A 23,065-nucleotide genomic window follows, 5' to 3' on the forward strand; every position below is an offset into this window, starting at 1 on the left:
GGGATCAGTTGACGGCTTTGGCGTCGACCACATCTGTATGGGCCGAAGGCGCGGCCTTTTCGATGGCGATGCGGCGCGGCTTCAGCGCTTCGGGTACTTCGCGGGCAAGGTCGATGTGCAGCATCCCGTCGACGTGGCTTGCACCGGTAACGCGCACATGGTCGGCCAGATGAAAGCGACGCTCGAACGCGCGGGTGGCGATGCCGCGATGCAGGAACTTGCGCGCGCTCTCGTCCTCGGATTTGCGGCCGGTGACGATCAGGGCGCGGTCATTCACCTCGATCCCCAAGTCGGTATCCGAAAAGCCTGCCACGGCGATCGAGATGCGCCAGGCATCATCCTCGGTCTTTTCAATATTGTAAGGGGGGTAGGTCGTCTGCCCGACGTCGGACGCGAGGGCACGGTCCATCAGGTCGGCGATCTGGTCGAAGCCGACGGTGGCGCGGTATAGGGGAGTCAGGTCGAAACTACGCATGGGAGCCATCCTTTTCAAAGCGACAACGATATGGCCTTCCCGCAGGGGACAGGCTTTCTGTCGAACGGCCCGTAATTGCACCGTCCTGTCGGATATGTGGGAAACCCTTTTCACCGCTTCAAGAGGCGTGTCGCGTCACGGCCTGACGAATTTCGCCCCGGTGTCATTGCGCGTGCCACTGCTCGTGAACCGCGGCTGCGTTGCGATGGCTGGGGGTTGCACACTGTTTACGCCCGACCGATGGGCCACCAGCACCGCGTCGATCGCACTCGCGGCAGTGACGGCCAGCGACACGGGCGTGCCCTGCGAAGTGCCCTTTGCCGACATCACGGCGACGATGCGCGGCACACCGTCCACCGTCCAGAAGACCGGGGCACCGCTTGCACCAAAGTCGGCGGCGCAGCTCATCATCAGGACACCGCGCGCCGCATCGAGGACGTGGCAGGTCTTTTGCAGGCTTGCCGCATTGGCGCGTTGGCGAGCATAGGACACGACGGCAACCTCTGTGTCACCCCGCGGGGCGGGGCCGATGCCATAAGGGTGCAGGCTGGGCAGGCGCACGGGGCGATCAAGCTCCAGCACGGCCATGTCGACCGCCACAGCCTCGTCGCGTGCTTCGGTGTCGTGATGGACATAGGCGGGATGCGGGGTCACACGGATGATGGCGCGCGTCGCCATTGCGCGATCGTCGCGCAGGCCCGCCAGAAAGGTGAACTTCTCCGGCAGGATCGGACGGCCATCCTCTGCATAGACGCAATGCGCCGCCGTCAGGATCAGGCTTTCAGAGATCAGCGCGGCGGTGCAGAACCCGCTGCGGTCTATGTCGAGCCGACCGACCGCCTGCCAACCGCGACTGGCATCGCCGGTGTCGAGGGTCTGCAACAGGGTGTCCTGCGCCGTGGCAACGCCCGCCCAGACCGTCAGAAGCGCCACCAGTATCCGCCGCATGCGATGCCTTTCCATGATCGGGCCGTGATCGGGTCAGCCGTCGCATGCCAATCGGGCCGGATTATGACAGGCTATCGCAGAATGGGAACCGGGTTCGCTATCGCGGGGCGCGACAAGGCCGGTGGCTGTGGCCCACCGGTTGCCCAATCCAGCAGTTCGACGGTGTGGACAATGGGCACGCCCGCGTCGGTGCCAATCTGCATCATGCAACCGATGTTGCCGGCGGCGATGACCTGCGGTTTCAGCGCAGACAGTGTTGCGACCTTGCGCGCCTTCAGCTGGCCCGAGATTTCAGGCTGCATCAGGTTGTAGGTGCCAGCCGATCCGCAGCACAGGTGGCTGTCCGCAGGCTCCAGCACCGTAAAGCCCGCACGTTTCAGCAGGTCTTTCGGGGCGGATTTGATCTTCTGGCCGTGTTGCAGCGAACAGGCGGCGTGATAGGCGACACGCAGGCCGCCGGTATTGGTGCCTGCGGGTTCGGACGGCAGGCGGGCCGCATCCGTCCCGGCGATGCCACCCTTCGCGACATTCAGGTCCAGATGCGGCGAACCGGCGGGCAGCAGGTCCACTAGCACCTCGCTTACGTCACGCGCGATGGCGGACACGCGGGCCGCGTCGGCGGCCAGATCGGTGTTGCGGAACATGTGACCGTAATCCTTGACCGTCGTGCCGCAACCGCTCGTGTTGATGACGATGGCATCCAGCCCGCCGTCGTCCATCTGCGCCGTCCAGGCGCGGATGTTGCGGGCGGCGGTGGCGTGGGATTCGTCCTCTTTCCCCATGTGGTGGGTCAGCGCGCCGCAGCAGCCCTGACCCCCGGGGATCACGACCTCTGCCCCAAGCCGAGTCAGCAGGCGAATCGTGGCGTCGTTGATGTCGGTGTTCAGCGCGCGCTGGGCGCAACCGGTCATCAGGGCCACTCGCATCTTGGGGTCCGCCACGGCAAAGGTCTGCGGATCGTCGTTGCGGCTGACCGGGGGAATGACTTTGGGGGCCATCCGGATCATCGCCCGCAGGCGCGGATCGGGCATCAGCCCGGCAAAGGGCCGCGCCATCTTCGCCCCCAACAGAGCCAGCCGGAACCGCCCCGGATAGGGCAGCACCCGCGCCAGCACCCAGCGCAGAACCCGGTCGCCAGGCGGACGCTTGTAATGCTCATTGATGTAGGCCCGCGCGTGATCGACAAGGTGCATATAGTGCACACCGGACGGACACGTCGTCATGCAGGCCAGACACGACAAGCAGCGGTCAATGTGCAGAACCGTCTTGGCGTCTGGCACACGTTCGTTTTCCAGCATGTCCTTGATCAGATAGATGCGCCCGCGTGGACTGTCGAGCTCATCGCCCAGAACCTGATAGGTCGGGCAGGTCGCCGTGCAGAATCCGCAATGCACACAGGCGCGCAGGATCTGGTTGGCACGGGCCGTGCCGGGGTCGCGCAACTGCGCGTCGGTGAATGTCGTCTGCATCAGCCCATGACTCCGGCGTTGAGGATGCCCCGCGGATCGAAACGCTGGCGCAATCCGGCGGCGAGGGCCGCGTTGGTGGCCGGTTCAGGATGAAAGCGCGGGATCGCGGGATCGTCCGCGCCGCGCACCCGCGTCGCGTGGCCGCCGGCGATGTCGCGGCGCAGGTCACGGTTGGGGGCGCATAGCACCCACAGCAGCCCGCCGCCCCAGTCGGCGGTCACCGTCACGTCGCCGCCCGCACGCAAGGCCGCGACGGTGTCCGGCATGGCCGATGGTCGGACCGACACGCGCCAGACATCGCCCGGCCTGTCCGCATAGGCGGTGCAATCGCGCAGGGACTGCCAGTCGGCCTCTTCCACCGTGGCGGGGCCGAACACACCCAGTTCGGCCGCCAGCCTTCGGGCCCGGTAATCGACAGAGTCCGCGAACCCCTCCAGCCGCACCATGACGGTGCCATCGATACAGGCCGCGCCGGTCACATCATAGGGCGACCCCAGCGCCGCCGACATGGCAGCGACGGCCTGCGCATCGTCCAGCCCTGCCACATGAACCGTCGCCGTCGCCTGAGGTATCGGCAGCACCTTCAGGCTGACTTCGGTCATCACGCCAAGGGTGCCATGCGACCCCGCCATCAGCTTTACCAGGTCGTAGCCCGTCACGTTCTTCATCACGCGACCGCCATTCTTGACGATATGCCCCGACCCATCGACAAAGCGCACGCCCAGCAGGTGATCACGGGACGCCCCGACCTGAATGCGGCGCGGCCCACTCGCATTGGTCGCGACGACTCCGCCGATGGTCGGTGTGCCATCGCTTCCCATCAGGGTCCGTAAATCCGAAGGCTCGAAGGCCAGCCTTTGCCCCTCGGCCGCTAGCGCAGCCTCGACCTCGGCCAAGGGCGTGCCCGCCTTCACGACCAAAGTCAGCGCGCCGGGTTCGTAAAGCGTGATTCCCGAAAGCCCCGATGTCGCAAGCTTTTGTCCTTCGACGGACACCCCACGCGTTCCGCCCCCCGACACCGCAAGCGGGCCAGACGCGTCGCGCACGATCTTGGCCAGTTCGTCTTCGTTGGATGGCACCATGCGCAGGTCCTGTCTTCTACTCGTCGCAAATATCCCGGAGGTTTGGGGGCTAACCCCAAAGGCTACGCCGCCCGGTGTGCGGCACTGGCGTCCAGCGGAAACACCTTGGCCGGGTTCAGCAGCCAGCCGGGGTCGAAGACGTCCTTCACCGCCATCTGCGCGTCCAGATCAGCGGCGTTGAACTGTACGTGCATCAACTCGCGCTTTTCGATGCCCACACCATGCTCGCCTGTCAGGCAACCGCCGACCTCCACGCACAGCTTCAGGATCGCGGCCCCAAAGGCTTCGCAGCGTTCAAGATCGCCGGGGGTGTTGGCGTTGTACAGGATCAGCGGATGCATGTTGCCGTCGCCCGCATGAAAGACGTTGGCCACGTCCAGCCCGTATTCCGCCGACATCTGGCGGATTCGGTCCAGCACGTTTGGCAGTTCCGTCACGGGGATCGTCCCATCCAGACACATGTAGTCGTTGATCTGCCCCATCGCGCCGAAGGCCGACTTGCGGCCCAGCCAGATGCGGGCGGCCTCGTCGGCGTCACGGGCCTGACGGACCTCGACCGGATCGTGACGCGCCGCGATCTCCTCGATCAGGGTCAGCTGATGATCGATTTCGGCGTCAGACCCTTCGACTTCGATGATCAGCAGTGCCTCGCAGTCCGGATAGCCTGCGTGCGCAAAGGCCTCGCACGCCTCTATGCAGGGGCGGTCCATGAATTCGATGGCGACGGGCAGGACACCGGCCTTGATGATGTCCGACACGCAGGCCCCGGCGATGGCATTGCCGTTGAATCCGATCAACACGGGCCGCGCGCCTTCGGGCTTGCGCAGGATGCGCAAGGTCGCCTCTGTCACGACGCCAAGCTGCCCCTCCGATCCGCAGATCACGCCCAGCAGATCAAGACCCGGCGCGTCCAGATGCGCGCCGCCGATTTCGACCACGGTGCCGTCCATCATCACCATCGTGACGCCCAGAAGATTGTTCGTGGTGACCCCGTACTTCAGGCAATGCGCCCCGCCGGAGTTCATCGCGATATTGCCTGCAATCGCGCAGGCCAGTTGGCTGGACGGGTCGGGCGCGTAGAAGAAACCGTCCGCCTCCACCGCACCGGTGACACTCAGGTTCGTGCGCCCGGTCTGGACCCGGATAATCCGGTCGGCATAGTCGGTTTCCAACACGGCGTTCAGCCGCGCGACGCCCAGGATAACGCTGTCCGCCGTCGGCATGGCCCCCCCGGCCAGCGATGTGCCGGACCCGCGCGGCACGACCGGCACGCCCATGTCGTGACAGATGCGCAGCACATCCGACACCTCTTGCGTCGAGGCGGGCAGCACGGCCAGCAGCGGCGGACAGCGGTAAGCCGACAGCCCGTCACATTCGTAGGCACGCGTCTCCGCGATGTCGGTGATGACGGCATCGGCGGGCAGAACCCCGCGCAAGCGGTCCGCAAGTTGCGATTTCAGCGCAATGACACGGGGGCTGGGAACTGGCATGTGCATGGGCAATCCTCCGGGATTGGTAAGATATTATAACCAATTTCTCGCGATGGCAAGGCAGGGCGGCTATGCTAGACGAAGACATGACACTCACCTCGCTTCTGGCGGCCCTGGGCCTGATCGACATCGCGGCGCTGGCGCTGATGGTGATCCTGTGGATCGCGCTGGGCTGGATCATCGAACACCCCCCTGCGGGCCGCCCCTCTGTTACGGTCTTGGTCGCGCAGCGTCGCCGCGACTGGATGAAAGTCTTCGTGACCCGCGAACCGCGCATCTTCGACAGCCAAATCCTGGCCAGCCTGCGTCAAGGCACGTCGTTCTTCGCCTCGACCAGCCTGCTTGCCATCGGCGGTGTGCTGGCGTTGATCGGCAACACCGATCCCCTGCGCGGCGTGGCGGCCGAGGTCATGCTGGAGGAAACGCCGACGCTGATCTGGCAGATCAAGCTGGGGCTGGTGACGCTGTTCCTCGTGACGGCTTTCCTTAAATTCGTCTGGTCCAACCGCGTCTTCGGCTATTGTTCGGTCCTGATGGGGGCGGTGCCGCAGGATGCGGACCATCCGGACGCCTACCCCCTTGCCGCGCAGGCGGGAGAGTTGAACGTGCGGGCCGCGATGAATTTCAACCGCGGTTTGCGGGCGATGTACTTTGCGCTGGCCGCACTGGCCTGGCTGATCGGCGCATGGGCCTTGATCGTGGCTACGGTCCTTGTCGCCTGGACGATCTGGAGCCGCGAGTTCGCATCCCACCCCCGCCGTATCCTGATGGGCAAGGTCGTCTAGCGGCGTGTCCGGCCGCGCCCTTCGCGCAGCCAGGCACCGACTGTCAGCAGCGCCGCGACCAAAAGGAACGCCCAGGCGGGCAGCACCGGCGTCACGCTGATCGAGTCCGTGCGATAGGCCCCGCGCGGCGTGATCCCCAGCCAGCCCCGCCCGGCAGCGGGCCGGCCTTCGCGCACGCTGCGCAGGTCGATGTCGCCGTCCGAGACATTCGCGAACCCGCCGCGCGTGCTCTCGATGGCGGGGGCCAGATCCTCGCCGCTTGCGATGGTCTGCTCGAACTCCTTAGGTGCCGCCGGTCCCAGCGCGATCACGCTGTCGAGCGTGCCGTCCGTCAACCGATACAGGCCGACGTCGGGTGTCTCCCACAAGGTTTCGAACCGGCCGGGACTGACCTCTTCCAGCGTCAGAACAGTCTCGGTGCCGCTGGGGCCGGTGACGGTGACGTCCGGCGTCTCCTCCTCCAGCGTGCGGCGGATGATGCGCATGGTCTGGCCGGTAGGCTCGACCCACAACGCCTCTTCCTCAAGCTCCGGTTCCTTCATCATCCAGTGGGCGAGCCGGCGCAGCAGTTCCGCCTGCGGCCCGCCGCCCTCGTAGCCGCGATCCCACAGCCAACTCTGGTCAGAGGCCAGCAAGGCCACGCGCCCCTCGCCCACACGGTTCAGCGTCAGCAGGGGGCGGTCGTCGAGGCCGGTCATCAGCACCTCCGCGCCCTCTGGCACCGTCGTGTCGACCAAGCGGAACCACCGACCCCAACCCGGTCCATCACCGTCTTCCGGTGGCGGCGACATGGCCTCCAGACCTTCTGTCACCGGATGGCGTTCCCCCAGATCGCTGACCTGCGGCACATAGCCCTCCTCGAACACGCGTGCGGTCGGCACGCCGGGCAGGATCGTTTCGAGGGGAGAGCGGAAGATGCTTTCCGCGCCGCCGTATTCCGGGCCGGATGACACCAGCACCGCACCACCGTTCTGGACATAGGTCGCGATATTCTCGAGGTAGAGCGATGGCAGGATGCCGCGTCTGCGGTAGCGGTCGAAGATGATCAGGTCGAAATCCTCGATCTTCTCCATGAACAGCTCTCGGGTGGGAAAGGCGATCAGCGACAGTTCCTCGACCGGCACGCCGTCCTGCTTTTCGGGCGGGCGCAGGATGGTGAAGTGCACGAGGTCGACCGCCGCATCCGCCTTCAGCAGGTTGCGCCAGGTGCGTTCGCCCGCATGGGGTTCGCCGCTGACCAGCAGCACGCGCAGTCGGTCGCGCACGCCGTTGATCTGCACGACAGCGGCATTGTTGCGGGCGGTCAGTTCGCCGTCCACGGCGGGGGTTTCGAATTGCAGGACGTTCATTCCGCCGTGCGGCAGGTCCACGGGCAGTTCGATGTCCTGCCCGACCGGCACGTCGAAGGGCAGCGGCGCCGCACCGTCGATGCTGATGGTCAGCGGCACGAAGGCGTCGGCTGTCGGGGCGGCACCCTGATCCTCGATCCGCAGCGTCAGCGTCACGGGCTCTCCCAGAATGGCAAAGGCGGGCGCGTTCGACACGACCAGCCGCCGGTCCCAATCCTCGGGTTGGCCGGTCAGCAGGGCATGTAGGGGGGCCGGCAATGCGGGCGTGCGTTCAAGATCGTGCAACCGCCCGTCCGACAGCAGAATGATACCGGCGATCCGGCCTTGCGGTTCCTCGGCCAGCGCTTCGGACAGGCCGGTCATCAGTTGAGTGCCGCTATCACCCTCGCCATCGCCGAGCGTGACGATGCGCAACTCGGTATTGTCGAGCGTTGCGACCTCGGCCCGGACGTTGGCGAGGGCAGCCTCTGTCTGCTCGGGTCTGTCGCTGATGCGCTGGCTGGCGGATTGGTCCACGACCAGCACGATGATGTCCGACAGGGCCTCGCGGTCTTCACGCTGGATCGCCGGGTTCAGCAGCGCCGCCAGCAGCGCCAGCCCCGCAAGCCCGCGCAGCCACCACCCCGGCAACCGCCGCCAGATCGCCAGCGCCACGCCGACGACTGCGAGGGCAGCGACGGCATAGATCACCAGCAAGGGCAGCAGGGGATCGAGGATCACGGTTCCGGTCATGTCGTGCCCTTCCGGCTTCGTCTGGTCTTAAATATCCCCGCCGGAGGCAGACTGCGGCGGCACCAGTTGCAACGGCAGATCATTGCCCCAACCTTTCCAGCAGGTTCGGGACATGCACCTGGTCGGATTTGTAGTTGCCGGTCAGCACATGCATGATCAGGTTCACGCCAAAGCGATACGCGAATTCGCGCTGGATTTCCCCGGCCTGACCCCGTCCGACCGGAAACAGGCTGCTGCCGCGTTCGTCGACGGCCCAGGCGCGGGCCCAGTCGTTGCCGCCGATCACCACAGGCGTCACCCCGTCGTTGAGGTTGCGGAACGGCATTCCGTCGGCCAGTTCTGCACCCGGCGGTGCCGCTTCGACCCAGACGTCGCGGCTGTCGGTGCGACCCGGAAAGTCCTGCAACAGGTAAAACGTGCGTGTCAGCACGTGATCCGTCGGAATTGGTTCCAGCGGCGGGATGTCCAGCGACCGGGCGATCGCCTGCAACTGCCGGCCCTCGGGGCTGGACGATCCGAAACGCGCGGTGTCCGCGTCGCGCGTGTCGAAAAGGATCATGCCGCCGGTCCGCAGGTAGCGGTTCAGCTTGGCGTAGGCGTCCCTGCTTGGCAACGGGGCGTTCGGAACGACCGGCCAGTACAGGAAGGGGAAGAACGCCAGCTCGTCCGTTTCGAGGTTCACCGCCATCGGTGGCGCAGGCTCGACCGAGGTGCGCCGGAAAAGCGTGTCAGACAGGCCGCGCAGCCCGGCTTCGGAGATGCGGTCGACCTCGGCGTCACCGGTCTGGACGTAGCCCAAAACGACGTTGCGGGTCGCCTCCAGCGCGAAGGGGTCGGTGTCCTGCGGATCACCTTGCGCCTGTGACTGCTGCGGTGCGACGCCGACCAGCAGCGCCAGCAGCAGCGCCGCCGCGACGTCGGCGCGTGGGCCGCGTAGCCGTCCGCCGACGGCAAGCGAGGCGATCACGTCGACCATCAGCATGGCCAGAGCGGCGGCCAGGAGCCAGCCTTTCAGCGGCGTTTCTTCCGCGACCACAAGCCCTTCGACCGGGATGCGGGCGGGCCATTGTGCCGTGGCCAGCGTCGTCTCTGGTCCGGCGACATTTACGGCAACCCGCAGATCGTCACTTGCATAGAGGCCCGGCGGAAGGTCCGGCCCGGCTATGCCCTGTGTCAGCACCTCGCCGGCGATCCCGGCTTCGGACGTTGCATCGTCCAGCCGCCCGAAGGCGTCAAGCTGCGCCTGCGGTTGCCAGACCGTGCCTTCAAGGGCGGTCGCGTCCGGGGCGGTTGGCCGGGTCGAGATCGCCAGCCGTTCCAGCATCTGCACGAACAGGCCCGACAGCGGCAGCGTGGACCATTCTGCATTGGCGGTCACATGAACCAGCACGATCTGGCCTTCGCCCTGGGTCTTGCGCGTGACCAGCGGCGTGCCGTCGGCCAGTTGCGCCAGCGACCGTTCGGCCAAGGTGGGATCGGGCTGGGCCACCACCTGCGACGCCACGGTCACGTCATCGGGCACGGTCAGGCCAAAGAAAGGCGAGCCTTCGGGGAAGGGGGCCAGCGCCTTTGGCTCTCCCCAGCTCATCGCGCCGCCGACGCTGCGGCCACCGGCGCGCAGACGGACGGGTAGCAGAGGGTCTTCGGTCGTGCGCCCGACATCTGACGCGGCCAGCCGCGGTCCGGCAAAGCGCAGCAGCAGGCCGCCCGCTTCGACCCATTGCAGCAGGCTCTCCTCTTCGGTGCCCGCCAGATTTGCAACGTCGGCCAGCACGATCACGTCGGGATTGGCCAGCAGGACGTCCTCCAGCGTGCCGTCGATCAGATCGGCGGTCGGGGCCAGGGCCTCTTGCAAATAATAGAGCGGCGACAGCAGGTCGAGGCCCTCGGCCTCGCCTTCGCCGGCGATCAGTGCGACCTCGCGGCGGCGCAGGGCATCGTCGGTCAGTGTGACGGCCCCGGCGGACCGCGTGGCGGCAATGGCAAAGCGGCTGACGCGATTGCGCAACTCGGGCGGCAGGGCAAGGATCACTTCGCCCACCGCATCACCGGCGGCAAAGGTCATGTCCACGGCCGCCAGCACGCGTTCGGCCCCGGCCGGATCAAGGCCGATGGCCTGCACGGGGACCGTCAGCGCCGGGCCAGTGGGCGTGCGCGCGCCAGACAGGACGATATTGCCGTCCTCGAACCAGGCGGGACGCAGGGCGACGGTGCTGCGCGGAGTCTGAAAGACGGTGACGCTGCCGCGGGATTCAAGAGCCGACAGCAAGGGCTCGCGGCTGTCGCGGGCAAGTCCGTCGGACAGCCAGAAGGTATCGAAACTGCCGGTCAGCGTGTCGGCAAAGGCAGCGACCGCCTCGGCGTCAGGCTCCCAGGCGGTGGGCGTCAGGTTCGGCAGGCGCTGGGCGATCACATCGGCGGATTGAAAGTCGGGACCGTCAACGGGCGGTGCCGTCAGCGTGACGACGGCCGCACTGCGCCCGGCGCGTGCGGCCTCGCTCAGCAAGGCCGCGATCCGGTCGGTCCGGACGTCCCAGTCACGGGCGTCGGCCCAAGTGCCGTCGGCGACGATCAGCAAGGGACCGGTGCCGGGGCGGGCGGCCTGCGGGTTCAGGATCGGGCCGGCAAACCCGACGATGACGGCGGCGACGGCGGCAAGCCGCAGCAGCAGCAACCACCAGGGTGTGCGATCGGACTGCGCCTCGTCGTCGGTCAGTCCCAGCAGTAGTGCGACGCCCGGAAAGCGGCGGCGGATCGGGGCCGGCGGCACCGCGCGCAGCAGGATCCACAGGATCGGCAACGCGATCAGGCCCAGCAGCAGCCAAGGCGCGGTGAAGGCGAGGGGGCCGAGGGTGAACATCAGGCGGGCCTTGTGTTTGGTGCGACGTTCCGGGGCGCGTCCGTCGCCATAGTCTCTTGGACCAATGGCACGACAACGGCGACCACAGAGGTATTTTCAACCAGACGAAGACGAGACTGGTCGGCGGCAATCATGCGGGCTGGGCGAGGGATTGATAAAGCCAAAGCAACGATTGCGTGGCCGGGGTGTCGGTGTGATGCGTGCTGAACTGCCAGCCGGTCGTACGGGCAAGCGCTGTCAGCCGGTCCTTGCGCTGTGCCATGCGGTCGAGGTAGCGCGTGCGCAAATCGCCCGCCTTCAGCGTCTCGTGCCGCAGGGTGCCGGACATGGATTCGAAGACCGTGCGGCCATCGAAGGGAAACGCCTCTTCCTGCGGGTCGAGGATCTGCACCAGCGCACCGCGCACGCCGCGGTCGGCGGCACGGGTCAGCGCCTCCTCGACCGGGGCGATGTCGCCCAGGAAGTCGGACACGAAGACGGCGCGGGAGTGTGGCACGAGGCCACGCGCCTGCGGCAAGGCATAATCGGCGGCATCGTCCTGTGCCAGAAGAGCCGCCATCTGGGCGATCTGAGCGGTACCACGCCGCGGCGGCAGATCGCTGCCGGTCATGCCGACACGCTCGCCACCCCGGATCAGCAGGATTGCACAGGCCAGCGCCACCGTGCGGGCGACGGCCGCCTTCTGCGGCAACTTGTCGGTCGAGGCAAAGCGCATGGAAGCCCCCCGGTCGACCCAAAGGACGACGGATTGCGCGATCTGCCATTCCTTGTCCTGCACGAAACTCGCGTCGGACCGGGCCGATCGGCGCCAGTCGATGCTGCGCGCATGGTCGGTGGTCTGCGCCGGGCGGTATTGCCAGAAGGTGTCGCCAGTGCCCGCCCGCCTGCGCCCGTGGTCGCCAAGGATCACGGTGCTGGCCAGATGTTCTGCCGCCGCAAGCAGCGGCGGCAGCGCACTGGCCTGCTGTTCGGCCGCCGCGCGGAGGGACAGGGCATCGGTCATGCGGCGCGGGCGGTCCGGGTCGCGTCGGCGGCGATCTGGTCGATCAGGGCGTCAAGATCTTCGCCCCGCGCGCGGGCGGCAAAGGATAGCGCCATGCGGTGCTTCAACACCGGGCCTGCCATGGTGCGCACGTCGTCGGGCGTGGGGGCGAGCCGGCCTTCCAGCAGCGCCTGTGCGCGGACACACAGCATCAAGGCCTGTGCGGCGCGCGGGCCGGGTCCCCAGCTGACGGCGTTGCGGACGGCAGCGGGTGCATCTGCGTCGGGTCGGCAAGCACGCACGAGGTCGAGGATCATCTCCACGATGGCGTCGCCGACGGGCATCCGGCGCAGCAGCAACTGTGCGTCCAGCAGTTCGTCGGCGGTGAAGACGGCGGTCGACCGCGCTTCTTCTGCGCCTGTGGTGGCGATGAGGATGTCACGTTCCGTCGCGCGGTCGGGGTAGGGAACGTCGATCTGCACGAGGAAACGGTCAAGCTGCGCCTCTGGCAGAGGATAGGTGCCTTCCTGCTCGATCGGGTTTTGCGTGGCGAGGACGTGGAAGGGGCGGCCTAGCGGGCGATGCTGGCCTGCAATGGTGACTTCCTTTTCCTGCATCGCCTGCAACAGGGCGGATTGCGTGCGGGGGGACGCACGGTTGATCTCGTCCGCCATCAGAAGCTGGCAGAAGATCGGGCCTTCGACAAAGCGGAACTGCCGGGTGCCGTCAGCCATGCTGTCCAGCACCTCGGACCCGAGAATGTCGGCGGGCATCAGGTCTGGCGTGAACTGGATGCGGTTGCCATGCAGGCCCATGACAGTCGACAACGTGTCCACCAGCCGCGTCTTGCCTAGACCCGGCAGGCCGATCAACACCGCATGGCCGCCGCAGACCAGCGACGTCAGCGTCAGGTCCACGACACGGTCCTGCCCGATGAAGCGGCTGGCGATGGAGGTCCGGGCCTGACCCAGTTTCAACCCAAGCGTTTCGATCTTTGCGACCAGATCGTCGGTGTCGGACATGACAATGCTCCCTGAAACTCTATGTCTGGCATAGCAGCATTTATTCCGGTTGGCCCCAATGGCAAAAGCAACAGACGCACAAAAGAACGTGACCCCCGATGCGGACGGCCTTGCGAGCGCCGCGCGTCAGGCGCAGACCGGCAAGGGGATGCCACCGGTTCATCTATGGAATCCGCCGCATTGCGGCGACATCGACATGCGCATTGCGCGGGACGGGACGTGGTTCTATCAGGGCACCCCCATCGGGCGGCCCGCGCTGGTCAGGCTCTTTTCTACCATCCTGCGCCGCGACGGTGACGACTACGTGCTTGTCACGCCGGGCGAGAAGGTCGGGATCACGGTGGATGACGCGCCCTTTGTCGCGGTGGATTTCCGGCGCAGCGGCGACGATCTGGTGTTCGAGACGAACGTCGGCGACACCGTGACGGCCGACGCCGATCATCCGATCCGGGTGGACCGTGACGCAGAAACCGGAGAGCCCGCGCCCTATGTCCTGATCCGCGACCGGCTGGAGGCGCTGATCGACCGCAAGAGCTTTTATCGGCTGGTGGACCTTGGCGGGGAAGAGACCATCGACGGAGAAGTCTGGTTCGGCGTGCGGTCCGGGGCGTCGTTCTTTCCGATCATTCCGGCGGCGGACCTGCCCGGTCAGGGCTGAACGGGTCTGAACGTCATCTCGACCGCATAGCCGTCCGGTGCGCTGCGGCGTTCCATCTTGGCGCCGATCTGGTGGGCGGAGGCATCCATGATCCGCAGGCCAAGCGAGGTCAGCGGATCGCGCATCGCCTCGTCTTGGGCTGCCCCCACGCCGTTGTCACGGCAGATCATCCGCACATCGCCCTTCGGGGTAAACGCCAGCGTGACGTGGACCTTTCCCGCGCGATCATCGGGAAAGGCGTGCTTGATTGCGTTCGCGACACATTCCGATGCGACCACCGCGAGTGCCGTCGCCTCGGTCGAGGCGAGTTCGAAAGCGGCGATGTCGGAGGTGATGCGCAGATTGTCGGGGCAGGTGGCGGCAAGGTGTTTCAGCACGCCGTCCATGAAAGGCCGCATGTTTACTGATGCGACACTGCTGGAATTATGCAGCTCGCGGTGCAGCGCCACGATGGCGGCGACCCGGCGTTCGACGGCGGCAAAGGCCGACAGCGCCGCCTCGTCCGTGATCCGGCTGGCGTAAAGGCGCAGCAGCGACTGGACGGTCTGAAGCGAGTTCTTGACACGGTGATCCATTTCGCCACGCAGGATGTCCTGATTGCAAAGGGTGCGGCGCAGTTCAAGCTGTGTCATGACCTGCCGGCCCAGCGTGCGCAGCGTCTGGCGTTGCAGGGGCGTCAACATGCGCGGCTTGTCGTCCATCACGCAAAGGGTGCCGATTGGCTGGCCGTTCGGGGCAGACAACTGGACGCCGGCATAGAAGTGGATGCCAAGGCCCGCGACGATGGCGTGATTGTCCGCCGTCCGCAGGTCAAGCCGCGTATCGGGAATTTCCATCAGGTCATCCTGAAGCAGCGCGTGCGAGCAGATGGCCAGATCACGCGTGTTCCCGGTCAGGACCGTGCCTTCGGCCGCCAGAAAGTGCTGGTGGTGTTCGTCGATCAGCGTGACAAGCGCATAACGCGCTTCACAGATCGCCGCGGCAAGCTTGGCGATATCGTCGAATTCGGACTCTGCCGGGGCATTCATCATGTCGTAGTCGGCGAGGGTCTTCAGACGCTCTGTTTCGAACGGGTGCAGGGGTGCGCGCATCGGGCATCCAATTAAATCGCTATGAGGCCCGATTAGTCGACTGAGACATCGTGCAAGGCAAGGGTCCGACCCGAATTATTTCGGGTTGAGCGAAGACGGGCCGGTCATCCGACCGGCCCCTTTGCGTCAGATGCTGGTACAGATGTATTTCATCTCCAGGTAGTCGTCGGTGCCGTGATGGCTGCCTTCGCGGCCAAGGCCGGACTGCTTGACGCCGCCGAAGGGGGCGACTTCGGTGCTGATGATGCCGGTGTTGACGCCGACGATGCCGTATTCCAGCGCTTCCTGCACCTTGTAGACGCGGGACAGGTCGCGGGCATAGAAATAGCTGGCCAGACCGAAGATCGTGTCGTTGGCCATCGCGATGACCTCGTCCTCGTCCTCGAACATGAACAGGGGCGCAAAGGGCCCAAAGGTTTCCTCGGTCGCGACCATCATGTCCTGCGTGGCATGGGTCACGATGGTCGGCTGAAAGAACTGACCGCCCAGCGCGTGTTCCGCGCCGCCGGTCAGCAGCTTGCCACCTTTCGCCAGCGCGTCGACCAGATGTTCCTTCACCTTTTCCTTGGCAGAGGGTTCGATCAGAGGGCCAAGGTCCGTGCCCTTGGTCAGGCCGTCACCGACGACCAGATTCTCGACCGCGACCTTCAGCTTCTGCGAAAATTCGTCGTAGACGCCCTTTTGCACATAGATGCGGTTGGCGCAGACGCAGGTCTGGCCGTTGTTGCGGAACTTGCAGGCGATGGCCCCTTCGACGGCGGCGTCGATGTCGGCGTCGTCAAAGACGATGAACGGCGCATTGCCGCCCAGCTCCATGCTGCATTTCATCACCTGATCGGCGGCCTGTTTCAGCAGGATGCGCCCGACTTCGGTGCTGCCGGTAAAGGTCAGTTTGCGCACGATCGGGTTTTCGCAGAACTCCTTGCCGACCTCTGAGGAGGAGGACGACGTCACCACCGAAAACACGCCCTTCGGGACACCGGCCTCTTCGGCCAGCTTGCCCATCGCCAGCGCGGACAGCGGCGTCAGCGACGCGGGCCGCACGACGAAACCACAGCCGACGGCCAGCGCGGGGGCGACCTTGCGGGCGATCATGGCGTTGGGAAAGTTCCAGGGCGTGATCGCGGCGGCGACGCCGATGGGCTGCTTGATGACGGTGATGCGCTTGTCTGCGCCGTGGCCGGGGATCGTCTCGCCGTAGATGCGCTTTGCCTCTTCGCCGAACCATTCGATGAAACCGGCACCATAGGCGATCTCGCCCCGGCTTTCGGTCAGGGGCTTGCCCTGTTCCGCAGTCATGATGATCGCAAGATCCTCCTGATGTTCCATCATCAGGTCGAACCACCTGCGCATCACCTGCGCGCGGGCCTTGCCGGTCTGCGCGGCCCAGGCCTTGCGGGTCTTGTCGGCTATGGCGATGGCTTCGCGGATCTCTTCGCGGCTCAAGTCCGGCACTGTCGCGATGACGTCGCCACGGGCGGGGTTCACCACGTCGATGGTCTTGCCGGACGCGGCGTCGACCCATTCCCCGGCCAGGAATGCCTGCTGGCACAGCAGGTCCGGGCGTTTGAGTTGGCTGGCGAGGTCGGTGGTCTGGTCAAGCATGGCGGTCTCCGAAATTCGCGGTAGGTTGCGGCAGGCATATAGTGTTGCCGCGTGAAAGGGAAACAGGATGGAACTGGATGACGCCTATGCCAACGGGCCGCACATTCCGGGCGGCGACGGGTTCGCGGCGATCTGGGCGGCCAAGGCTGCGGCCTTTCGCGCGGCGGTGCAGGGGACGCTGAACCAGCCCTACGGTGATCGCCCGCGCGAAGTGTTCGATCTGTTCGCACCAGAGGGCGCGGCGCAGGGCACGGTGGTTTTCGTCCATGGCGGTTACTGGCGCAGCACCGACAAGGACCTGTGGACCCATCTGGCCGCCGGGCCATTGGCGCGCGGCTGGCGGGTGGCGATGGTGGACTACGACCTGTGCCCGGACGTGACGATTCCGCAGATCACGCAGCAGATCGCGGCGGCTGTCGGTGTGATTGCTGCCCGCTACCCCGGTCCCCTGCGCCTGACAGGACATTCGGCGGGCGGGCATCTGGTGGCGCGGATGCTTGACCCTGACATTGCCGGTCAGTGGCTGACGCGGGTGGCGGGGGTCGTCCCAATCTCTCCGCTTGCCGATCTGGAGCCGTTCCTGAGAACCAGCATGAATGCGGATTTCGGGCTGGATCAGGCAACGGCACGTGCCGAAAGCCCGATCCACCAGCCCGTGCCATCGGTGCCCGTCACCGTCTGGGTCGGCGGGGCGGAACGGCCAGCGTTTCTGGATGAGGCGCGCTGGTTGGGGGCGGCATGGGGCTGCGAGGTCGTGGTGCGGCCCGGGCGGCATCACTTCGACATCATCGCGGGTCTGGAAGAGGCGGGGTCAGACCTGACCGCTGCCGTGGTCGGTCAGCGCGGGCGCTGACTGAGGGGCGCTGCACCTCAGACTTCCCGGGATATTTCTGACCAGAAGAAGGGAGTCAGGTAAAGCGCTGGCGATAGGTTGGCTGGATGTCGGTCGGGTCCGGCGTCGCGTGATATATGCCGCGCGCAATGGCGCGGGCCATGCATGTCGCGGCGGCGTGGCCGAGCCACGCGAGGTTGCCGCAAGGCGCGTCGCCGTGGCTGACGGCAAAGATCAGGTCGCCATCGTATGGCGTGTGGCTAGGCACCAGCGCGCGGGCGAAACCGTCGTGCGCGGCGGTGGCAAGGCGGGTGCACTGCGCTTGAGTCAGGTGCGCGTTCGTCGCGACGATGCCGATGGTCGTGTTGCGGACGTCGCCTTTCATGGCGGGCCGGCCTTGCGGGGCGCTGGCGGCGGGTCCAAGGTTGCCGCACTCTCCATCGCACTCGAAGGGGGCGGCCCAGAAATGAGGACCGTCACCGACCGTCGCAGAGCCCAAAGCATTGACGGCGACAAGCGCGCCGACGATTACGCCGCCCGGCAGCATGCAGGACGCCTGCCCGAGGCCGCCCTTCAGCGTCGCTGTCGTGGCACCGTAGCCCGCACCCACCGTCCCCAGGTCGGCAGGGTCGCCCGCCGCGGCGAGAGCCGCAGCCCCAAATGCGGCATAGGGATTCATAGACCAGGACTTGTCACCGCCGTTCAGCAGGTCGAACAGGATCGCGGCGGGCACGATCGGCACGCGCTGTGTCCCCACCGCGAACCCGCGCCCCTGCGCGCGCAGTGCGTTTGCCACGCCCGACGCGGCATCGAGGCCGAGGGCAGATCCCCCGGACAGCACCAGGGCGTCGACCTGTTCCACCAGCTTGTCAGGCGCAAGCAGATCGGTTTCGCGTGTGCCGGGTGCGCCGCCCATGACGCTAACGCCGCAGGTGAATGGTGCGTCGGCGGTCAACACGGTCACGCCCGATTTGATTCCTGTATCGTGTGCGTGACCGACCAAGAGGCCCGGCACGTCGGTGATGCGGTTGCGCAGGGTCACACGGGGACGACGATGTGGCCGAGGTACGTCAGATGCGCCGTGTCATCCAGCGTGTAGGGCAGGTCGTGGAACGCATTCTCGGTGATGATAATCAGCGTGTCGTCGCCAGCCAGACGCAGCAGGACGTCGTCGACCTCATCACCTGACAGAAATTCCAGCAGGCGCGACTGGATGTCGCCATGAACGACCTCGACTTCGGCCTCGTCGATGAAGGCACCGTCAAGTTCCTGCGTCAGCCGGCTGGGCTGATCGGTGCCGCGCGGGGCGGTGCAGAAGGCGTCCGCCTCGGCCTGCGAGGGAAAGTTTGCGCTGAAAAGATGCAGTTGCAGATGTTCCGGATCAAGGTGCACGGGTGCTTGCGGCTGGTCCAGCATGGTGTTTTCCGACGGGATCAATTTGGCCGCGTCGCGCAGCCCCCGCCGCGCGATGTAACGCATCAGGCGGTTCAGCAGGGTGGTCAGGTTCATATGCAGCGGCCTCCGTCGATCTCCAATGCGGTGCCGGTGATCAGACCGGCGGCGTCGCTGCACAGAAAGGTTGCGGCGGCACCAAGATCTGCGGGTGTCGAAAATCGGCCCAGCGGGATGGTGGACAGGAATTTCGCCCGCAGGTCCGGGGTGTCGCCCCCCATGAAACTGGCCAGCAGCGGCGTCTCCTCGGCGACGGGGTTCAGGGCGTTCACGCGGATGCCGTGGGGTGCCAGCTCGATGGCCATCCCCTTGGTCGCCGTGATCATCCAGCCCTTGGATGCGTTGTACCAGTTCAGGTTGGGTCGCGGTGACACCCCAGCGGTCGAGGCGATGTTCAGGATCGCACCGCTGCGGCGCGCCTTCATCGCGGGCACGAAATGGCGCGCCGTCAAGTAGACGGACTTGACGTTCACGGCAAGGACGCGGTCGAAATCGACCTCGGTCACATCCTCCATCGGGGCGGGCAGGTGGGTGATGCCGGCGTTGTTCACGAAGATGTCGACGTCACCCAGCAGGTCGGCCGCGACATAGGCCAGTTGCCCGACCGAGGCGTTGTCCGACACGTCGCAGGTTGCATCGCAGGCGCCCACCTCGGCCGCGACGGCCCGGGCGGCATCGCCGTTGATGTCAGCCACCAGCACGCGCGCCCCGGCAGCGGCGAATGCCCGCGCGATTCCGGCCCCAAAGCCCGAACCGCCGCCCGTCACGATCGCCGTCTTGCCCTGCAAAGCACTCATGCGGTCAGACTGGCGCGGCGGGTCTTGCCTTGCAAGCGGTTTGGCGTAACGTGAGCGTTGCGTGTGGCGATGGCGTCGCCACGACATGAGCGCGACCGTCCTGAACGCCGGGACCTTTCGGGGTCGCGACAGGCCCCGTGTCACAGGGGTCTGAACCATGGAACGTCCGGAATATTACCGCTTTCATCAGGGCGACCGCGTCCTGCCTTTCGCCGCGTCGGAGTACGAGATGCGGCTGACAGGTCTGCGCCGCCTCATGGCCGATGCCGGGGTGGAAGCCTGTGTGCTGACCTCGATGCACAACATCGCCTATTACAGCGGGTTTCTCTATTGCAACTTCGGCCGTCCCTACGGACTAGTAGTCACACCGACGGACAGCGTCACGATCAGCGCAGGCATCGACGCGGGCCAGCCATGGCGACGGTGTCACGGCGACAACGTCACCTATACGGACTGGCAGCGCGACAACTACTGGCGGGCGATCTTGTCGGTGACCGGCACCCGTGGCGTCATCGGGATTGAAGGCGATCACCTGACGTTGGTGCAGCAAGGCAAGCTTTTGGCGTTTCTTTCGCCGTCGCAGGTCGTCGACATGGCACCCCTGACGATGACCCAGCGCATGCACAAAAGCCCAGCAGAGCTTGATTTGATCCGGCAAGGGGCCGCGGTCGCCGACATCGGCGGCCATGCGATCCGCGACACCATCCGGATCGGCGTGCGAGAGATCGACGTTGCCATGGCGGGCCGCGACGCGATGGAGCTGGAGATCGCAAAACGCTTTCCCGATGCGGAATACCGCGACACCTGGGTCTGGTTTCAATCGGGCATCAACACCGACGGCGCCCACAACCCCGTCACGGCGCGCAGGCTGCAACAGGGTGACATCCTGTCCCTGAACACCTTTCCGATGATCAGCGGCTATTACACCGCGCTGGAACGCACCCTGTTCGTGGGCGAGGTCGACGACGCATCCCGCCGCGTGTGGGAGGTGAACGTCGCGGCGCATGAACTTGGCATCAGCCTGCTGAAGCCCGGCGTGTCCTGCGCCGAGGTGACGCGCCGGATCAACACCTTTCTGGCCGAACGTCAGATGCTGCAATACCGGACCTTCGGCTATGGTCACTCTTTCGGCGTGCTGTCGCACTACTATGGCCGAGAGGCCGTGCTGGAGCTGCGCGAGGACATCGACACGGTCCTGGAACCCGGCATGGTCATCAGCATGGAGCCGATGCTGACGATCCCCCACGGTCAGCCGGGGGCGGGTGGCTACCGGGAGCATGACATCCTTTTCATCACCGAGGACGGGAACGAGGACATCACCGGATTTCCCTTCGGCGCTGACCACAATGTGATTATCTGACACGAAAACCTGCCTGCGGCGGCAATTCATTGCCATTCCGACCGTGTCTGCTAATTACAGACCAACTCTGATAATTGGTGCTGCCCCATGACCTTGTCCTCCGTTCTGTCGCGCCGGTCTTTCGGCGCAATGCTTATTGCCTCGTCCGCTGCCGCCTGCGCGCCGCGTGTGCCTGAATCGGCCCCGATCGAACCGCAGGTGAACTGGCTGCCTGAATACGCGCCCCTGCAGGATGCGGGCTACGACCTGCCGGCGATCCCGCTGCAATACACCCAAGGCATCAACCGCCGGATGGAAGGGCTTTACACCGGCGAGGCCCCCGCCGGGTCGATCGACGTCGATCCCTATGCGAAGTTCCTGTACCACGTCAGATACGACGGCACCGCCACGCGTTACCCGATTGGCGTCGGCCGGCAAGGGCGCACGTTGTCGGGCCTTGCGACCATACAGGACAAGAAGGCATGGCCAGGCTGGACGCCTACCGCGAACATGCTGCGGACAGAGCCAGAGGTCTATGGCGGATTCCGTAGCGGCGTCCCGGGTGGCCTGCGCAGCCCATTGGGCGCGCGCGCATTGTACATCTACCGGAATGGGCGGGACACATACTACCGCGTCCACGGTACCAACGATCTGGAAAGCATCGGCAACTCCGGCTCCGCCGGCTGCATCCGGTTGTTCAATCAGGACATCATACATCTTTACAACAATGTCTCGTTGCCGATGACCATCAACATCCGGTCAGAGGCTGAATCGCTGCGTGTCGACCCGGAGAATTTCAACCGGGGTGTAGAGCTGCCACCGAAGATCATCAGCCCCGAGGAACTGCTTGGGCAGGAGGCAATCTCCAACGACCGAGAGCCTGATCTGTCGCAGCTTGCCCAGATCTGACCACCGGCCGGTCGGAAAATCGTCACGCGAGGCTTGGTAAAGATCGCGTGACCGCTTATCTCGGTCACGACCCAATTCATGTGAGGGACCGCGATGAGCACGTTCGACCAGCAGATCGAAGATAGCCAGCAGCAGGTCGCTGCCGCGCAGGGCAAGATTTCCGAACTGACCAGCAGGATCGAGGTCGCCCGCCAGAAGATGGCGACCGGCACGGACGTCAGCATCGACATCGAGAATGCCACGCTTGACGACGTTCACGCGCATACCGACCTGATGAACGCGAACATCGCCGAACTGATCATGGGTCTGGACGACGTGACCGCCGGATTCTCGAAGGACTTCGAGGAGATGCGGTCAAAGACCACGTCCGAGAAGCTCATCGGCTTCTTTTCCCGCGCCAAGTCGGATTCGATGCGCGAAGAGAGGATGCGTCAGGCCAGCGTCGACGACAAGTTGCAGGACCTGATTTCCAAATCCGACGTCATCACGCGGCTGTTGCAAGGTCAGCTTGAGATGCTGAACGACCAGAAGGCCCGCGTCGAAGGCAACCTGACCGCCACTCTGACCGACCGTGAGGTCGCTGTGGCCGAACTGGAGCGTGTCCGCGCCGAGGTTCAGGGGATGGACCCGGCGATCATCACGCTGGAAAACCGGATCAGCGTCGAACAGGACGCGGGAGAGCGCACGAAGCTGGAAAGCGAGCTTGCCGCGCTGAACACCCGCTACAACGAACTGGTGCAGGCCGAACAGGTGCAGCTGGCGCAAAGTCAGACGCTGGAACGCTATATCGAGAAGGGCAAGACCTGGATCGACAGCCTTCAGAATCAGGCGGCGACGCAGATGGTGCTGATCAACAAGTTGCAGACCGACACCAAGCAGCGCGTCGTCCTTTATGACGCTCTGTCGAAGTCATTGAAGACCGCGCAGCAGCAGGACGTCGCCCACCGTATCAACGAGATCGGCGTAAAGACGGATCAGGAGGCGCAGACCGCAATGGCCGCCATCGGTGCAGCGACCAACAGCCGGATGGCCGACATGCTGGAAGCGCACGGCGACCACATGGTCTTCGCGCGCGAGGTGCTGGAGCAGAAGGCGAAGGCGGACGAACGCTTCATGCGGCGGTTCGCGAAGATCGTCGAGAAGCACGACAGCAACCAGTATGGGACCGAGTAAACGGTCGGGTGGACG

Annotated in this window: 20 protein-coding genes; 6 read left to right on the forward strand and 14 right to left on the reverse strand. The window is 65.6% G+C overall.

The features are described 5' to 3' along the window. Positions 1–4: 4 nt before the first annotated feature. The 5 genes from ACOI1H_RS12440 to ACOI1H_RS12460 all read right to left on the reverse strand — a co-directional run bounded on the left by ACOI1H_RS12440 (position 5) and on the right by ACOI1H_RS12460 (position 5,470). Positions 5–475, reverse strand: coding sequence for an Hsp20 family protein (locus ACOI1H_RS12440; RefSeq protein WP_422437870.1), 471 nt, complete (start codon positions 473–475; stop codon positions 5–7). Positions 476–610: 135 nt separating this feature from the next. Next, a complete protein-coding gene (locus ACOI1H_RS12445) occupies positions 611–1,423 on the reverse strand; it encodes a trypsin-like serine peptidase (RefSeq protein ID WP_422437871.1) in 813 nt (270 codons plus the stop codon). 71 nt (positions 1,424–1,494) lie between these two features. Further along, positions 1,495–2,892 (reverse strand): glycolate oxidase subunit GlcF, encoded by a 1,398-nt coding sequence (gene glcF / locus ACOI1H_RS12450; protein ID WP_422437873.1) that lies wholly within the window; start codon positions 2,890–2,892, stop codon positions 1,495–1,497. Continuing rightward, complete coding sequence (locus ACOI1H_RS12455) at positions 2,892–3,974, reverse strand: FAD-binding protein (protein ID WP_422437875.1); 1,083 nt, start codon at positions 3,972–3,974, stop codon at positions 2,892–2,894. The genes glcF and ACOI1H_RS12455 overlap by 1 nt, the downstream gene beginning before the upstream one ends. Positions 3,975–4,036: 62 nt before the next feature. Continuing rightward, the gene (locus ACOI1H_RS12460) at positions 4,037–5,470 is read right to left on the reverse strand and encodes an FAD-linked oxidase C-terminal domain-containing protein (protein WP_422437877.1); all 1,434 of its coding nucleotides are present in this window, start codon (positions 5,468–5,470) and stop codon (positions 4,037–4,039) included. Positions 5,471–5,550: 80 nt separating this feature from the next. Here ACOI1H_RS12460 and ACOI1H_RS12465 point away from each other — a divergent pair, with 80 nt between their 5' ends. Continuing rightward, positions 5,551–6,249 carry a DUF599 domain-containing protein gene (locus ACOI1H_RS12465; RefSeq protein WP_422437878.1) on the forward strand — a complete coding sequence of 233 codons (699 nt, stop codon included), beginning with the start codon at positions 5,551–5,553 and terminating at the stop codon, positions 6,247–6,249. Here the strand turns inward: ACOI1H_RS12465 and ACOI1H_RS12470 are convergent. The 4 genes from ACOI1H_RS12470 to ACOI1H_RS12485 all read right to left on the reverse strand — a co-directional run bounded on the left by ACOI1H_RS12470 (position 6,246) and on the right by ACOI1H_RS12485 (position 13,194). Continuing rightward, positions 6,246–8,330, reverse strand: a complete 2,085-nt coding sequence (locus tag ACOI1H_RS12470) for a hypothetical protein (protein ID WP_422437879.1) — start codon at positions 8,328–8,330, stop codon at positions 6,246–6,248. The genes ACOI1H_RS12465 and ACOI1H_RS12470 overlap by 4 nt on opposite strands. A gap of 79 nt (positions 8,331–8,409) precedes the next feature. Continuing rightward, on the reverse strand, positions 8,410–11,190 hold the full coding sequence (locus tag ACOI1H_RS12475; RefSeq protein ID WP_422437881.1) for a DUF4159 domain-containing protein: 2,781 nt from the start codon (positions 11,188–11,190) through the stop codon (positions 8,410–8,412). A 130-nt stretch (positions 11,191–11,320) separates the two neighbouring features. Then, positions 11,321–12,193: a DUF58 domain-containing protein gene (locus ACOI1H_RS12480; protein ID WP_422437882.1), complete on the reverse strand. Its 873-nt coding sequence runs from the start codon at positions 12,191–12,193 to the stop codon at positions 11,321–11,323. Next, positions 12,190–13,194 carry an AAA family ATPase gene (locus tag ACOI1H_RS12485; RefSeq protein ID WP_422437884.1) on the reverse strand — a complete coding sequence of 335 codons (1,005 nt, stop codon included), beginning with the start codon at positions 13,192–13,194 and terminating at the stop codon, positions 12,190–12,192. Before ACOI1H_RS12485 ends, ACOI1H_RS12480 begins: the two co-directional genes overlap by 4 nt. A gap of 58 nt (positions 13,195–13,252) precedes the next feature. On the opposite strand from ACOI1H_RS12485, the gene ACOI1H_RS12490 reads away from it, so the two are divergent. Then, entirely contained in the window at positions 13,253–13,852 is a 600-nt protein-coding gene (locus ACOI1H_RS12490; protein WP_422437886.1) for a DUF1285 domain-containing protein, read from the forward strand. Here ACOI1H_RS12490 and ACOI1H_RS12495 read toward each other — a convergent pair. Then, positions 13,843–14,943, reverse strand: coding sequence for a histidine kinase dimerization/phosphoacceptor domain -containing protein (locus ACOI1H_RS12495; protein ID WP_422437888.1), 1,101 nt, complete (start codon positions 14,941–14,943; stop codon positions 13,843–13,845). The two genes, ACOI1H_RS12490 and ACOI1H_RS12495, sit on opposite strands and share 10 nt — an antisense overlap. Before the next feature lie 126 nt (positions 14,944–15,069). Continuing rightward, entirely contained in the window at positions 15,070–16,548 is a 1,479-nt protein-coding gene (locus ACOI1H_RS12500; protein ID WP_422437889.1) for an NAD-dependent succinate-semialdehyde dehydrogenase, read from the reverse strand. Between the two features lie 67 nt (positions 16,549–16,615). Here ACOI1H_RS12500 and ACOI1H_RS12505 point away from each other — a divergent pair, with 67 nt between their 5' ends. Further along, the gene (locus ACOI1H_RS12505) at positions 16,616–17,401 is read left to right on the forward strand and encodes an alpha/beta hydrolase (protein ID WP_422437891.1); all 786 of its coding nucleotides are present in this window, start codon (positions 16,616–16,618) and stop codon (positions 17,399–17,401) included. Between the two features lie 55 nt (positions 17,402–17,456). Here the strand turns inward: ACOI1H_RS12505 and ACOI1H_RS12510 are convergent, their stop codons facing one another. The 3 genes from ACOI1H_RS12510 to ACOI1H_RS12520 are packed head-to-tail and all read right to left on the reverse strand — an operon-like array spanning position 17,457 to position 19,629. Further along, positions 17,457–18,422 (reverse strand): P1 family peptidase, encoded by a 966-nt coding sequence (locus tag ACOI1H_RS12510; RefSeq protein WP_422437892.1) that lies wholly within the window; start codon positions 18,420–18,422, stop codon positions 17,457–17,459. Next, positions 18,419–18,889 carry a hypothetical protein gene (locus ACOI1H_RS12515; RefSeq protein WP_422437893.1) on the reverse strand — a complete coding sequence of 157 codons (471 nt, stop codon included), beginning with the start codon at positions 18,887–18,889 and terminating at the stop codon, positions 18,419–18,421. The genes ACOI1H_RS12510 and ACOI1H_RS12515 overlap by 4 nt, the downstream gene beginning before the upstream one ends. Beyond that, on the reverse strand, positions 18,886–19,629 hold the full coding sequence (locus tag ACOI1H_RS12520) for a glucose 1-dehydrogenase (RefSeq protein ID WP_422437895.1): 744 nt from the start codon (positions 19,627–19,629) through the stop codon (positions 18,886–18,888). Before ACOI1H_RS12520 ends, ACOI1H_RS12515 begins: the two co-directional genes overlap by 4 nt. A 157-nt stretch (positions 19,630–19,786) precedes the next feature. On the opposite strand from ACOI1H_RS12520, the gene ACOI1H_RS12525 reads away from it, so the two are divergent. The 3 genes from ACOI1H_RS12525 (at position 19,787) to ACOI1H_RS12535 (ending at position 23,050) form a co-directional block, all read left to right on the forward strand. Beyond that, complete coding sequence (locus tag ACOI1H_RS12525) at positions 19,787–20,989, forward strand: aminopeptidase P family protein (protein WP_422437896.1); 1,203 nt, start codon at positions 19,787–19,789, stop codon at positions 20,987–20,989. A gap of 87 nt (positions 20,990–21,076) precedes the next feature. After that, the gene (locus ACOI1H_RS12530; RefSeq protein ID WP_422437897.1) at positions 21,077–21,877 is read left to right on the forward strand and encodes a L,D-transpeptidase; all 801 of its coding nucleotides are present in this window, start codon (positions 21,077–21,079) and stop codon (positions 21,875–21,877) included. Positions 21,878–21,970: 93 nt separating this feature from the next. Beyond that, positions 21,971–23,050, forward strand: coding sequence for a hypothetical protein (locus ACOI1H_RS12535; protein ID WP_422437899.1), 1,080 nt, complete (start codon positions 21,971–21,973; stop codon positions 23,048–23,050). The last annotated feature ends 15 nt before the right edge of the window (positions 23,051–23,065 follow it).

This window comes from Loktanella sp. DJP18 (assembly GCF_049310965.1).
Lineage (GTDB): Bacteria > Pseudomonadota > Alphaproteobacteria > Rhodobacterales > Rhodobacteraceae > Loktanella.